A 13,111-nucleotide genomic window follows, 5' to 3' on the forward strand; every position below is an offset into this window, starting at 1 on the left:
ATTTTGCGCTTGTTACTCCCAATCAGACTTCCCTACCGCTGCGAGTAACCGCCGGAAAGAATTCACCCGCGCCCGCAAACGCATATCAGTTAACGTATCAAAAATACATTCAAGATCATTCTCACGATGCATACATCCGCGCGGGCACTCCCGAGCCAGATTCGCTAAATCGGGAAAACCATGCAGAAGTTCCGCTGCTCCAACATGCGCCAGCCCAAACGTCCGCACACCGGGAGTGTCAATCACAATCCCGCCGTCAGGCAAATCAAATGCCACTGCAGCAGTAGAAGTATGCCGTCCGCGCCCAGTAACCTCGTTCACTTCACCCGTCAGCCGTTCCGCTTTCGGAATCAGCGCATTAATCAATGTAGATTTTCCCACTCCGGAATGTCCCACAAGCACTGAAACGCTCCCCGCTGCTAATTCTTTAATTTCTGCAACTGCCAGTGAGTCAAGAAATTCATCACCGGTCTGCGGATCTGTCCCCGCAAGATGTGAAGTAACGATATCTAAATCAAGTACCCCATAGTGATCAATCAGCGGTTCCGGATCAGCTAAATCGCATTTCGTTAACACAAGAATCGGACGCATCCCGCCGTCATAGGCAGCCACCAAACATCTGTCAATCATTCCCAATCGCGGAGTAGGCTGCGCCATTGCCGTTACAATAAATAGCTGGCTCGCATTCGCCACCATCACACGTTCATTTCCAGCAGCCTCTCCCTCTTCTGAAGTACGCCGAAGCTGTGACGAACGCTGATCAACTGCAGCAATCCGCGCAAGTGTATCCTTTTGCCCGGAAAGATCACCAGTCATCGCACAAATATCGCCAATAACCACAGAACGATGCGGCAGCTCACGCGCTTTTACCGCAATCACTTTATTTCCGGAATCAAGCATCCGCACATGATAACGGCCGCGATCAATACGGTAAACCTGACCGCGCGGTTTTCCCGAATAATCCGGACGAATTTTCGTGCGGGGACGCGAACCTTTTCCCGGACGGACTTTCACCCGATCATCGTCAGTACCAATATCTCTGCGGCTCAACTTACACACCTGCCTGCGAAATCTCAGTGGCTGAAGCAACGGAAACTGCCTGCGATTCGGCAATCATTTTTTCCCAGAGTTCAACAAAATTCGGCATCGTTTTCGAAGTAGTTTCGATATTTTCCACTTCCACACCCGGAATCCGCAGACCAAGAATTGCACCAAAAGCCGCCATCCGATGATCTGCATATGAACTAAGTTTTGCGGCTTTATATCCGGAAATTTTCTCCGCCGGAGGCGTGATAAACAAATCATCGCCGACAATGCAAGCGCCGACTCCGACTTTTTCAAGTTCACACACCAGTGCAGTTAACCGGTCTGTCTCGTGACCGCGCAGCTGCCCAATATCCCGCAGCACAGAAGGACCGCCTGCAAAAGCGCAAACAGCAGCAAGAGTCGGCACAAGCTCACCAATCGCATGGCAGTCTAAATCAAGCGGGAAAATCTCTTCCGGACCCCGAAGAGTCAGGACTCCGCCGTCGTGCCGATACGCAGTTTGCGCGCCTTGCGCCGTAAATATCCGCACAAATTCATTCCCTGCCTGCGTGGTTTGCCTTGGCCAATTCGGTATTTTTATCTGCCCGCCCGTAATCATCGCAGCTGCTAAAAATGGTCCGGCATTTGAAAGATCACTCTCGACGGTAATTTCCGGAAGTTGGATGATTCCCGGAGACACCTGCCAAGTCGCTCCATCCGCACTGTATTCGGCGGTTACCTGCACTCCGCATTCACGCAGCACGGAAATAGTCATTTCAATATGCGGTAAAGACGGAAGCCGATCACCGCGATGACGCAAGGTTACTCCGCGATTAAAACACGCCCCGACAAGCAGCAATGCCGAAACGAACTGTGAAGATTTTGCAGCGTCAATTTCAATCTCGCCGCCGTCAACGAATCCCTGCCCAAGAATCTGTATCGGCAGAGTATCTCCGCCGATACCGCCGGCGCGCACCTCCACGCCAAGCTGACGCAGGCTGGAAATCGTTGCTGCCATCGGCCGTTTTCGAGCTTGCAAATCGCCATCAAGAATTGTTCTGCCTGCTGCAATTGCCGCTATCGGCGGAATGAAGCGCATTACTGTACCTGCAAGACCAGCATTAATTTCAGCACCGTGAAGTTTCCCCGGCTTTATCCGCAAACTTTTCACAACCGGCACGTTCTTTCGACCCGCACTGCCTGCCGTATCCGCAGTCTCAGCCGAATCTTTTGCACTGCCGCACAATTTCCGTAACCTGCTTTATGCGCAGCAGGATTTTCTGGCTCGCGGACTATCTGCGTAATTTGCACTCCCAAAGCGCGCAGCGCATTCACCATCAGCAGTGTATCGCGCGCATCCAGGGGATTGTGAATGACGGTAGAATCAGCACTGAGCGCAGCTAAAATTAAATACCGATTAGTAAGCGATTTTGAAGCGGGAACCGCGATCTCCGCATTAACGACGGTACCGTTTTTTAGTGCCGGAGCGGGCCAGAAGATCAATTCTTACTGTCCAATCTGATTGAGTTTATTTTCCACTGATGTTTGAATATCGCCAGCCCAGTTCTTCGCCCGCCAAACAGCAGACGGCCGGCCCTCACGATCATAGGCAGCGATGACTGCACCTCCGATAAGACCGGCGGCGGCAGCAAAACCAATAACGTCTTTCCGCTGCTGCTCGCCGCGGCTTTCCCAGAAAGGATTATTTGCAAGTGCTACCGGCACTTGCAGCATTCCAAGCAGTGCAGAGCTGAGTCGGGGAAACTTTGAAGCTGCGAGCGCTGCGCCGGCAAGAGTCATTGCAGCTCCGGTTGCGCGGGTAACCGCATCGGCACGCTCATCGTTTGGGAGATTGACACCAATCTTTGCGAAAATTTTCGCCAACTTCGCAATGCGTTCACGATGTGTTTCGGGATGAGCAGCAGCATCGATTCCCGAAATAATAAATGGGGCAGCAAGCATTGGACGGGCAATAGAGCGGATGAGGTTCATAATCAATCCTTCACGAGTTTAGTTCCAAGCAGAGAAAATTTGTACACCTGCTTAAATATTCTACAGATTCAAATCCCAAAATCTCCAGATTCAATCCGAAAAATGCAGAAAGCAGCCGGCACAGCCGCATATAACACAAATCAGATACCTGTTTTCCAGCGAAATATGCACAATGCAGTGCAGACTTCCGGAAAACGCTCGTAAATATTTGCTAAAATCTACCGGAACACAGCAGCTGCGAAACACCGCAGCCGCCTGCGGAAAACATTAAACTGGAACCGTCGAAACCTAAATAATAAATATCGGCAGATAGCGGCGCAGCCATCCGATAAGCTTAGAAGTACTATGGAAGAACTTACCGTCAACAATCAATCCCCCGGCAAGAATTCAGCACCAGGAAGAAATAAAAAATCTTAAAGACTGCAGCGGCTTCACACGCAAAGTCTGCAGATTCATTGGCGGATACTGCCAATGCCGAAAGCAAAATCGCGACGGGTGAAACAGACGCATTAGCGCGTTTCGAATCTGAAGCACTTGTATACCTAGATCAACTTTATTCAGCAGCACTGCAGCTAACTCGAAAACCACAGGATGCTGAAGATTTAGTCCAAGATACATATTTGAAAGCTTTTGCCGCATTTCACCAGTACAAGCCCGGCACAAATATTAAAGCCTGGCTTTATCGGATTCTGCACAATACTTTTATTTCGAACTATCGCAAATCCCAGCGCCGCCCGCAAGAAGCCTCCGGAGCCGAAATTGAGGATTGGCAAGAATACAAAGCAGCTTCACATCATCCAATCGGTCTTGAATCGGCCGAGGTTCAAGCATTAGAGAATCTCCCAAATGAGGAGATTCGTCAAGCCTTTGCGAAGCTGCCTGAAGATCGCCGGCAAGTTGTGCATTTAGCAGATATTGAGGGATTTTCTTATCAAGAGATTGCCGAAATTATGGGAACACCGATTGGCACCGTGATGTCGCGGTTAAACCGCGGGCGGAAACAATTACGTGAAATTTTGCGTGATTACGCTGCCGAACTTGGATACGGATTGGAAGTAGCAAAGTGAATTATGAATCAGAGGAGCTATTGCAGCGCTTGATTGAAGAATATTTTAGCGACGGTTCCAGATCTAATTTTGACCGGAGAAAGCCGGAAAATCGGAAAAATCAGGAAAACTGGGAAAATTGGAAAACCGATGATTGTAACTGTGCGGAGCTCCATGCAAACTTTTTCGAATTCATCGATCGCGAGCTGCCGTCCGCAGCATTAAATCGGCTGTTGCATCACGTAGCTAATTGCCCGGACTGTATTAAATGTTTAAGCGAAGAACAACGCATCCGCGAACTGATTCGAAAATCCGTGTCAGATCATGCACCGGTATCTTTACGAATCCGAATCACGCAGCAAATCACTCGTTTCAAGCAAGACTAAATCCTGCTTTTACGCTGCAGCCCGCGCAGGAGAAATCAGACTAATCAAATTGAGATTTAGTGTGAACTTTGTACGGATTTAGTGTTACAAAGCTGCGAACTGCGCTGCTTTTTGATTAAATGGGTAGGCAGTGCAAATTTTCCGCACACAAATTCTTGTGTGTTTATCGCAGCACGAAGGAGATTGATATGTCGAAGCGAGCAAACAAGCGCCGCACCCGCAAAAAGGGCGGAGCAAACCACGGCAAGCGTCCAAACGCATAAGCCATCTGAAAACTACGGCGCATATTGCGCGGAACTATCAGGTTCCCGCATCTGCAGGAGCGGATTTCGAAACTTTTGTTTCAAAGTTCGCTCCTTTTGCTGCCAGATATGTACCTTGCCGCCAGTTACGTCAGCTGATACCAATAACGCAAACAAAATGTGCAGCGCCTTTTTAACCGGGTCGATTTTGGCCGGTTCCAAGCGTTGTTTTTGCACAGCAGTCAGGCTTGATTTATGCAAAAACACCGCTTTCCACCCAAACAAACACCAGCTTCATCGCAGCAACACAAAAATACGAAACGCCGTCGATACATTTGCGGAAAGCGATATGCCGGCGCATCTGCGTTAATTCCAGAGCAGATTTTCTGACTTTCAATTCGTAAGCTCTTGATACAAAGCTTTGCGTTCAATCGCGTCGTACCAAAGCAATTCGATATCTTCAGTTGCAATGAAAGCGTTTTCGTCACCGGCGACAGCGCTTTGCACCAATATTTCTTTCCCCGGTTCATCTACTAAAAATGATTCGAACTTTGTAATCGGAATTGGTTCCGCTAAGTAAATTGCTGATTCCAAAACTTCGTCATCAGCTTCCGGCAAAGTGAGCAGCGAGTTCGCCACTTCCGCCACTGCAACGATTCTCCGAAAGCTGCAAGTATCCTCAAGACTCATCATCCGCAATGAATCATCCGCAGCAGCGAGTGTCGCCACATATTCAAGACCTTCCGCATCTTCGTCTGGAACTGCTTTGCATAAATTGGAAGTCACCCCATGCACCAAACGCGATGAAATATCAATACCACTTAAATCCGCAAGTTTGAACGGAACAAATATACGCATAATCTGATTCTACGCGAGCAAATCTCCATTGGTAATAAGTAACAATATTGTGACGTTATTCCTCACTTCTACTGCCGCAAATAGTGCGATGCGAATTGATAAACACAATATTCCAAGGTCAGAGCAAAATCACAGAAAAAACCGAAAACACCGCATAATTACTCACAATGATGTAATTTTTCAGCGCGTCAACAGCTGGTTTTACCCCGTATTCACAACTCAAAATTAAACCATAGACTTCTCTAATTAACACTTAAGCAACCGCAAATATCCGCTTGCTTTATCAGCTGCACACGACCGCACATTTTGTATTCACGCATATTGCGCAGGTAAAGGCACCCGCACAATATGCACTAAAACACATCTTTTTTGTAAAGGCCAAAAATGACACAAGCACCGATTAACACACAGTCCTTAAACTCCGATAATAGCGAATCCGCGCTGCCCGCTAAGCTGCCGTTAACAAAGAACTTACAAAACGATGAAGAAACAGCAAAGCTGCAGGAATTTGGCACTGTCCAGTATCTTCGCAGACCTCCGCGCAGCATAAAATCACGCTATCTCTCAGAACAGAACCGGCAGGAAAAGCCGGAACATATGCTTTTACAAAAGAGCACGAACTTTTCCAAAACGAGATAACAATAAATGAATTTGACCGTACGAGTTTTCACTACAATCGAGATCACAATTGGAAATACAGCCAAATTGTCGATTCGAAAACTGCTTCGGAACAAATTATTGGAATACTTCCGCCTGCCGAGAATTTTATTCACGTTATTATGGTGCATATTATTGATGTGCTTAACGGACAAAGACCAGCAAAACACTTGCAGACTTGGATGACACCGCAAGCTTATCAAGCCTTAATTCGCCGTACCCGCCTAGGAATGGCGATTCACGGCGGAGCTGCAAAATGCGCTGCACCGCGAATTAGGAAAATCCGCGTCTTCCACCCAACTCCCAATATTGCGGAAGCCGGAGTGGTTTTATTCGACGGACGCCGTATCCGCGGTGCAGCAATCCGGCTTGAAACTCGGAAAAACCGGTGGCACATTGCCGAGATTGAAGTGATATAGAAAGTTACCAAACTGCAGCCATAAATTATCCGTGTTTACTACTCCAGTCTGAATGAATCCCATTAGGCGGGTGCTAGCCTAATAAGGAAAAAGAGCTAAGCAGCAAAGCTGAGCAGCGAATATTTCGCACGCATCTCGGCTTCAGATAAGAGTCGCAGAGGGTAGATTATGGGATGGAATCAGCAGTTCATACAGATAATCACCAGGATTCTGGCTAATAAAGATTTACTTTCACAATCTGCAAAAAAGCTTTCGGAGCGACGGAAAAATCTTTATCCGCAAGAAAACAGCATTGAAGTATCGAAGATTATTGCACCGATTCCTGCAGCACATTCCGGAAACCATTTCACTGCGTCTGCATTCAAAAATATCGCTGCTTGGAGTTATTTACTGCCAAAATAGCTCCAAGCCTGCATAAAACTGAAAACACAGTACCCGATTCCGCAGACACAAAAACACTCACGACTCCTCCGCGAATTCTCGGGCTAGACGGGTTGCGCGCAATCGCAATGATTTTCGTGGTGTTTTACCATGTTTTTCCGCAAAAAGTTTCCGCCGGCTTCATCGGAGTTGATGTTTTCTTTGTCATCTCCGGATTTCTGATAACCGCCTTGCTTTTGCGGGAGAAATGCGTGAAAGGCAAGGTAGATATTTTCCCTTTCTGGATGCGGCGAATCAGACGAATTATGCCGGTTGTAATCCTGACAACTCTTACCGCGGGCGCACTTGCCGTCCTCATATCCATATTCGGTCCGCTTTCAAGCAAAGATGCGACGACGGGCTTACGCTGGCAGATTTTCGGAGCTTTGACTGGGACCTATAACTGGTTCGAAATTGCTCACAGCTCCTCATATTTTGACTCTGCAAATCCCCTGCTGCTCACTAACCTGTGGTCGCTTGCCGTCGAACTGCAGTTTTACATCATCTGGCCGCTAGTACTCATGCTGCTGACCCGAATTACTGCAAGCACGAAAATACATCTCACATTCACGCTTGCTGCAGCTGCCTCCGCCGCAATCTGGCATCAGATTTTATTAGTACAAGATTCTGCAAACGCCACCCGCGCTTATGTCGGTACCGACGCACACATATTTGGAATGATGATCGGAGCTTCACTTGCACTGGCAATTCCAAATATTATGACACATCCGCAAAAACCTGCCGCACGCTATTGGGGCTGGATTTCATTTTCGGCACTGATTTCCCTCACAATATTAGCGATTCTCGCTCAAGATTCAGCATGGTTTTATCCGTGGGGGATGGTACTTGCAGCTATTTTCTCTGCCCTGACCATCCGCGGTATCCTGCCCGATAATCAGCATGGTCCGGGCGCACTGCTCGGTAAAACTTTAGAAACTAAACCATGCAAATGGCTTGGTGTGCGTTCATACGGCATTTACCTCTGGCACTGGCCGCTGTGGGTAATCGGATACTATATTTTCGAGATAGACCGGACATTTCTTGCACTTGTGGTTATTTTATTTTCGGTATTCTTCGCCCATCTCTCCTATAAATACGTTGAAGAACCGATTCGCCGCGGTACTTTCACCCCTTGGATGAAAAATATTTTCGGCAAACGAACTAAGGTTACTGCTGCTGTTTCCGCTTTCTCTTTCGCTGCAGCTGCTCTCACCGCATACGGCATATTTACCTCAAGCGATCTCACAAGCGCGCAGCAGATAGTCACTGCCGGAGAAAAAATTTGCAGGCGCAAACACAGCCGCAAGCACCAAAGGAAAACGAAACAGATCAAAACAAAACAGATCAGAGCCGAACCTCTCCGGAAGCAGAATCCAAGAAAACACAAGAACATCCTGAACCGGAAAAATCTGAATCAGCAGCACCGCCAATCGGCGAGCTTGGAGTTATCCCGCAAGTAAACGGGACAGACGTGACAATAATTGGCGACTCAATCGCCCTCGCAGCTTCACACGAAATTCTTACACAGCTGCCGGGAACAATCATTGACGCCGCAGTCTCCCGCGCTGCAGCTTCCGCGCCCGCAATCACCCAAAAATGAAAGCAAACGGCACGCTGCGCAAATACGTTGTTATCGCGCTCGCCACAAATGGAGTGATTAAACCCGAGACTATTACCGAGTTGTTTAATATTGCCGGATCTGATCGGAAGTTTGTATTCGTCACCGGATATGCTCCAAGATACGCAACCTGGGTTCCGCAAGCCAATGCTGTAATTCACGATCTCGCAAAAAGAATCCCGACCAGGTTGCCGTCGCAGATTGGGCAGAAATTGCCCCGAATCATCGTTCTGAACTTGCAGGAGATCAAATCCATCCCGGGAAAGCCGCCGCGCAATACTACGCAAATGAAATTGTCCGCGCCCTAAATTCACTAGTTTGAAAGATAATTCGAATCCAATGCGTATTTCTGAACATGATTTTGCACTAAACTTGATGCGAAAGAGGGATATACTCATTCCGCAGCTTCACAAATTACTTGCCTAACTGTTTTATAATCTTGTAATGATGCACGCAAATTGATGCCTTAGATATTTTGAACCAATCTCGATACTTTCTCGACAAATACCGATTTTACTCAAATCAGAAATGGACACTTGAGCAATGAATGAAATTTCGGAAACGAGCCGTAACAAGCCGCAACACAAACTTGCTGCTGTGCATCAACGGAAGAAATCTAAAATGCGCACATTTTGGCAGATACTGTTGGCTGTATTTCTCTCGTTATTCCTGTTCTTCGGCTCTGCTTTGGCCACAGCTTACGTGAAGCTGCAGAGTAATATCAAACAGCACGATATTAGCAATTACTTCACCACAAAACGCCCGGAACCAGTAGTTCCGCTAGATCAAAAAGCTGGACAGCCGCTGAATATCCTGGTGCTTGGTTCAGATACCCGCGACGGACTCGCCGGATACGAGAATTCAGGTATTGGCGGGATGCGTTCAGATACAACAATGCTTGTGCACATCGCAGCAGATCGGAAGCGCGCCGAAATTATCTCCATCCCGCGTGACACTTTAGTCGATATCCCCTCCTGCGCACTTCCAAATGGGAAAAAGACACGAGCACAAAATAACGCGATGTTTAACTCCGCTTTTATGCTTGGCGGGAGTACCGGCGATGTTTCTGCTGCTGCCGCTTGCACTTTGCAAACTGTAGAGCAGCTTACCGGAGTACTTATCGACGGTTTTGTGGTAGTGAATTTCAATTCTTTCCGTGATGTTGTAAATGCAATCGGCGGCGTGGAGATGTGCTTTAACCGCGAGATTAGCGACTATGATGCAGCGCTGCTGCTTCCGGCTGGATGCCATAACCTTAACGGAGACCAGGCGCTTGGATTTGCCCGTGCCCGTCATTCTATCGGCGACGGGTCAGATTTGTCGCGTATTGGCCGTCAGCAAGAGCTTGTAGGGAAAATTGCGCAGAAGATCTTTAGCATGAATATATTTACCAATCTTCCGAAGCTATACCAGCTGACGGCAAGCGTAACCAGGAATCTCGACACTTCTGCAGGTATCGGCAATATTGACTGGCTTGCCGGACTCATGTATTCAATGCGTTCAATGAGCACAAACGAGATACAGTTTATTACTATGCCGAATGCTCCAGATAAGAAAGATCGGAACCGCGTCCGGCCAACCGCGCAAGCTGCGCAGATTTGGGAAGCATTACGCACAGATACTCCGATTCCGGAATCTGCAATCCCGTTAAAGAATCCGAACGACGAGAAAGTAACAGTAGATTCAGCCAAACCGGAAAATTCAACACAATCAGGCAGCGGGAATCCCGCCGTCGAGAACTCAGGAACTCAGAACCGTAAATCTGGAACGAACTGAAAGCAGCTCAGAAAATGCCAATGGACCATCAGAAATTGCCGCCATCTTTTCAACCTCGGCGTATTGTGAAACGGCCAAGTGCGCGGGGTGCGAAACGTGTCGGCAATGGGGCTTTACCAATTTTACACAGAGATAAAGATTCCCTCCGGAGTCCATTGCCGCGGCAAACAGGTGCGCCGCGTTCGGCGCAAGCTGATTACGAGAATAATTTCCCGCCGTCGTTCTATCCGCGTTCATCGCCGGCGCGTTCGATACCGGCTGCACAAAATATGCCGCATATTTCAACCCAAAATGAGGCACCGCGTTTAACCGATCCGGCTAAACAGCCGCTGCAAACCGGGATGAAATCCCGCAAACCGTTTACTGTAAAACGTTTTTTGCTGTTAGCACTAACATTAATTGTTGTTTGCGTTATTGCCGTTGGCTCTTGGGGATTTTATCTGTATCAGCATGGAGCAAATCAAATGCGCACTCTCGAAGCACTCTCAGGAGCTGCGAATACTCCGGGCACAACTTATCTGATTGCCGGTTCTGATCAGCGGCACGGCACGGCGGCAGAAGATATTCCGGGGCAGCGCTCCGATACGATTATGCTTTTACATATTCCAGACACCGGCACTCCGGCATTAATCTCAATTCCGCGCGATACCTATGCGGAAATTCCCGGGCACGGCGGAAATAAGATTAATGCGGCATTTTCAATCGGCGGCGCGAAATTACTGGTACAAACGGTTGAGCTGCTTTCCGGATTAACAATCGATCACTATATTGAGATTGGTATGGATGGCGTAGTACAGCTCACAGACGCCGTTGGCGGAATTAACCTGTGTTTCGATCGCGATGTTGAAGATCCGTATTCAGAATTGAAATGGACTGCCGGATGCCATGATGCCGACGGGCATACCGCTCTGGCGTTTTCGCGGATGCGGTACCAAGATCCGGAAGGAGATATCGGCAGAGCGAAAAGACAGCGCCAGGTAGTATCGAAAATTCTGGAAAAAGCCGTCTCAAAAGAAACAATTTTTAACCCGTTTCGGCAAAAGCATCTGGTTGAAGCAGGCGCGAGTATCCTGACTGTAGATCAAACAGATTCTCTCTGGGATGTGGGGATGGCTGCACTTTCGTTAAAAAAGGCGACAAGTTCCGGCGGAGTTACCGGTACTCCCCAATTAGCAGTTTAAATTACCGCACAGCAAAATTAGCCGGATCTGCAGTCCAGCTTGATCCGAAACGGATTGACATGTTTTGGAATGATTTACGTCAAGGCACTCTCAGCCCTGAAAAATATGAAACTATCCATGCAAGCAACAGCTAAAGCAAAGTTATTGCTACCGACGATGGCGCCTTGCACCAACAGTGTACACGGCGCCGTGCGGCATTAACCGCGACGGATCGAGTGAAGCCGGCATTGACCGCATTGTCAGAGTGAATTCAGCAGATTCACGGCTCGTCAGCTCTAGACGTCCGCCAATATTTTCTGCGAGTTCTTTCGCCACAGCTAAACCAATTCCGGTCGATCCGCCAGCGGATACCCCGCGCATGAAAATTATCGGCGCCAGTTCTTCTGAGATTCCTCCGCCTTGGTCTTTTACTTTAATCACAATCATTGAAGCTGATTTCAGTGCACGGACAGTCGTCTTTCCAGCACCGTATTTCAACGAGTTCTCAATTAATGTTGCAAGAATCTGTGCAAGCGATCCGGGAGTTGCGAGCACTATCGCATCTGTTTCAATTGCAAACTTCAGTTCTCTGCCGGCATGTTCGAAAATCCGCTCCCATTCATCTTTCTGCTGATGGAATATGTCGTCAATTGAAAGTGCCTCCATGTTTCCATGTGCAGCCTTTTTGGTTGAAGCCATCAGCTCATTTATTACTCCGCCAAGACGTTCAATCTGTTCAAGTGCAATATCAGTTTCGCTAATGATTTTGGGATCGTCGGTGAGATATTGAATCTCTTCAATTCGCATACTTAATGCGGTGAGCGGTGTTCGTAGTTGATGCGCCGCTGCAGCCGCAAATTGCCGTTCTGCTGCGATTCTGCCAGCCACCCGGTCTGCTGTCCGTTCCAGCTCCTGATTTACTAAATCGATTTCTTCGATTCCCGATGGGTGAATCTGCGGGCGGACTTGCGCAGCACCGAGTTGTTCCGCAGAAGCAGCAAGGTAAATTAGCGGTGCGGAAATTTTTCGCGACTGCCGCAGCGCGATCAGCACGCCGATGGTAAATGCTCCGATTATCAGTGAAATCGCAAAAAGTAAGAAAACGGCAATCTTTTTCCCGACCGGCCGCGAATCCATAACCACGGTAATACGGCCGCCATTTTGTGTCTGCCCGACTGCTCTGATTGCATAATCACTGTTTTGCGGCTGCTCACCAACTGTAAAACTTCCTTTACCGGGAGCATAGTATTCCAGGTAAAGCGGTTCCGATTCGCTCAAGAACCGATAATGTTCCAGCAGCCGCGCAGTGACCGGCTGTTCTAGTTCAAGCCGGCGGTCAATTACGGTGACGATTGCGGCGCTGCGTGCGGTAACACGCTGCTGAGCACTGCCGTGAATATTTAAGATTCCAAAAATTATTGCCGGGATTCCAAGAAAAAGCACCGAAACAGCAACCGAAATTGAAACCATTTGAATTGCTCTCCGCCGCATTTTTAAACCTCATATATCTT

General features: G+C 48.2%; 17 protein-coding genes. 10 read left to right on the forward strand and 7 right to left on the reverse strand.

Annotated features, from left to right (window positions below):
• Positions 1–12: 12 nt before the first annotated feature.
• The 4 genes from rsgA to RQN30_RS04835 are packed head-to-tail and all read right to left on the reverse strand — an operon-like array spanning position 13 to position 3,018.
• Positions 13–1,050: a ribosome small subunit-dependent GTPase A gene (rsgA, locus tag RQN30_RS04820; protein ID WP_353061496.1), complete on the reverse strand. Its 1,038-nt coding sequence runs from the start codon at positions 1,048–1,050 to the stop codon at positions 13–15.
• A 1-nt stretch (position 1,051) separates the two neighbouring features.
• Entirely contained in the window at positions 1,052–2,272 is a 1,221-nt protein-coding gene (locus RQN30_RS04825) for a carboxyvinyltransferase (RefSeq protein WP_353061497.1), read from the reverse strand.
• Entirely contained in the window at positions 2,194–2,529 is a 336-nt protein-coding gene (locus tag RQN30_RS04830) for a carboxyvinyltransferase (protein WP_353061498.1), read from the reverse strand. The genes RQN30_RS04825 and RQN30_RS04830 overlap by 79 nt, the downstream gene beginning before the upstream one ends.
• 3 nt (positions 2,530–2,532) lie before the next feature.
• A complete protein-coding gene (locus tag RQN30_RS04835; protein ID WP_353061499.1) occupies positions 2,533–3,018 on the reverse strand; it encodes a DoxX family protein in 486 nt (161 codons plus the stop codon).
• Positions 3,019–3,473: 455 nt separating this feature from the next.
• On the opposite strand from RQN30_RS04835, the gene RQN30_RS04840 reads away from it, so the two are divergent.
• The 3 genes from RQN30_RS04840 to RQN30_RS12545 all read left to right on the forward strand — a co-directional run bounded on the left by RQN30_RS04840 (position 3,474) and on the right by RQN30_RS12545 (position 4,713).
• Positions 3,474–4,085, forward strand: coding sequence for a sigma-70 family RNA polymerase sigma factor (locus tag RQN30_RS04840; RefSeq protein WP_353061500.1), 612 nt, complete (start codon positions 3,474–3,476; stop codon positions 4,083–4,085).
• Positions 4,082–4,450 (forward strand): mycothiol system anti-sigma-R factor, encoded by a 369-nt coding sequence (gene rsrA, locus RQN30_RS04845; RefSeq protein WP_353061501.1) that lies wholly within the window; start codon positions 4,082–4,084, stop codon positions 4,448–4,450. The genes RQN30_RS04840 and rsrA overlap by 4 nt, the downstream gene beginning before the upstream one ends.
• A gap of 188 nt (positions 4,451–4,638) precedes the next feature.
• Entirely contained in the window at positions 4,639–4,713 is a 75-nt protein-coding gene (locus RQN30_RS12545; RefSeq protein WP_369794720.1) for a 50S ribosomal protein bL37, read from the forward strand.
• A 232-nt stretch (positions 4,714–4,945) separates the two neighbouring features.
• Here the strand turns inward: RQN30_RS12545 and RQN30_RS04850 are convergent, their stop codons facing one another.
• Both RQN30_RS04850 and RQN30_RS04855 read right to left on the reverse strand, forming a co-directional pair.
• Positions 4,946–5,089, reverse strand: a complete 144-nt coding sequence (locus tag RQN30_RS04850) for a hypothetical protein (protein WP_353061502.1) — start codon at positions 5,087–5,089, stop codon at positions 4,946–4,948.
• The gene (locus RQN30_RS04855) at positions 5,086–5,550 is read right to left on the reverse strand and encodes a DUF6912 family protein (protein WP_353061503.1); all 465 of its coding nucleotides are present in this window, start codon (positions 5,548–5,550) and stop codon (positions 5,086–5,088) included. Before RQN30_RS04855 ends, RQN30_RS04850 begins: the two co-directional genes overlap by 4 nt.
• Before the next feature lie 743 nt (positions 5,551–6,293).
• On the opposite strand from RQN30_RS04855, the gene RQN30_RS04860 reads away from it, so the two are divergent.
• From RQN30_RS04860 to RQN30_RS04890, 7 genes are all read left to right on the forward strand, one after another.
• Positions 6,294–6,626, forward strand: a complete 333-nt coding sequence (locus tag RQN30_RS04860) for an Rv3235 family protein (protein WP_353061769.1) — start codon at positions 6,294–6,296, stop codon at positions 6,624–6,626.
• A gap of 168 nt (positions 6,627–6,794) precedes the next feature.
• Complete coding sequence (locus RQN30_RS04865; RefSeq protein WP_353061504.1) at positions 6,795–7,028, forward strand: hypothetical protein; 234 nt, start codon at positions 6,795–6,797, stop codon at positions 7,026–7,028.
• Entirely contained in the window at positions 7,004–8,506 is a 1,503-nt protein-coding gene (locus tag RQN30_RS04870; RefSeq protein ID WP_353061505.1) for an acyltransferase family protein, read from the forward strand. Before RQN30_RS04865 ends, RQN30_RS04870 begins: the two co-directional genes overlap by 25 nt.
• An 11-nt stretch (positions 8,507–8,517) precedes the next feature.
• Positions 8,518–8,646, forward strand: a complete 129-nt coding sequence (locus RQN30_RS04875) for a hypothetical protein (RefSeq protein ID WP_353061506.1) — start codon at positions 8,518–8,520, stop codon at positions 8,644–8,646.
• Complete coding sequence (locus RQN30_RS04880) at positions 8,643–8,972, forward strand: SGNH/GDSL hydrolase family protein (RefSeq protein WP_353061507.1); 330 nt, start codon at positions 8,643–8,645, stop codon at positions 8,970–8,972. The genes RQN30_RS04875 and RQN30_RS04880 overlap by 4 nt, the downstream gene beginning before the upstream one ends.
• A 313-nt stretch (positions 8,973–9,285) precedes the next feature.
• Positions 9,286–10,440: an LCP family protein gene (locus RQN30_RS04885; protein WP_353061508.1), complete on the forward strand. Its 1,155-nt coding sequence runs from the start codon at positions 9,286–9,288 to the stop codon at positions 10,438–10,440.
• A gap of 20 nt (positions 10,441–10,460) precedes the next feature.
• The gene (locus tag RQN30_RS04890; protein WP_353061509.1) at positions 10,461–11,621 is read left to right on the forward strand and encodes an LCP family protein; all 1,161 of its coding nucleotides are present in this window, start codon (positions 10,461–10,463) and stop codon (positions 11,619–11,621) included.
• A 147-nt stretch (positions 11,622–11,768) separates the two neighbouring features.
• Here the strand turns inward: RQN30_RS04890 and RQN30_RS04895 are convergent, their stop codons facing one another.
• On the reverse strand, positions 11,769–13,070 hold the full coding sequence (locus RQN30_RS04895) for an ATP-binding protein (protein ID WP_353061510.1): 1,302 nt from the start codon (positions 13,068–13,070) through the stop codon (positions 11,769–11,771).
• Positions 13,071–13,111 lie beyond the last annotated feature (41 nt).

This window comes from Arcanobacterium hippocoleae (assembly GCF_040360365.1).
Lineage (GTDB): Bacteria > Actinomycetota > Actinomycetes > Actinomycetales > Actinomycetaceae > Arcanobacterium_A > Arcanobacterium_A hippocoleae_A.

What these genes read in the sequence shown, in the direction of transcription:
- RQN30_RS04835 (WP_353061499.1), bottom strand. Translation starts at nt 3,018, where the DNA reads ATGAACCTCATCCGCTCTATTGCCCGTCCAATGCTTGCTGCCCCATTT.
- RQN30_RS04855 (WP_353061503.1), bottom strand. Translation starts at nt 5,550, where the DNA reads ATGCGTATATTTGTTCCGTTCAAACTTGCGGATTTAAGTGGTATTGAT.
- RQN30_RS04865 (WP_353061504.1), top strand. Translation starts at nt 6,795, where the DNA reads ATGGGATGGAATCAGCAGTTCATACAGATAATCACCAGGATTCTGGCT.
- RQN30_RS04880 (WP_353061507.1), top strand. Translation starts at nt 8,643, where the DNA reads ATGAAAGCAAACGGCACGCTGCGCAAATACGTTGTTATCGCGCTCGCC.
- RQN30_RS04885 (WP_353061508.1), top strand. Translation starts at nt 9,286, where the DNA reads ATGCGCACATTTTGGCAGATACTGTTGGCTGTATTTCTCTCGTTATTC.
- RQN30_RS04890 (WP_353061509.1), top strand. Translation starts at nt 10,461, where the DNA reads ATGGACCATCAGAAATTGCCGCCATCTTTTCAACCTCGGCGTATTGTG.
- RQN30_RS04895 (WP_353061510.1), bottom strand. Translation starts at nt 13,070, where the DNA reads ATGGTTTCAATTTCGGTTGCTGTTTCGGTGCTTTTTCTTGGAATCCCG.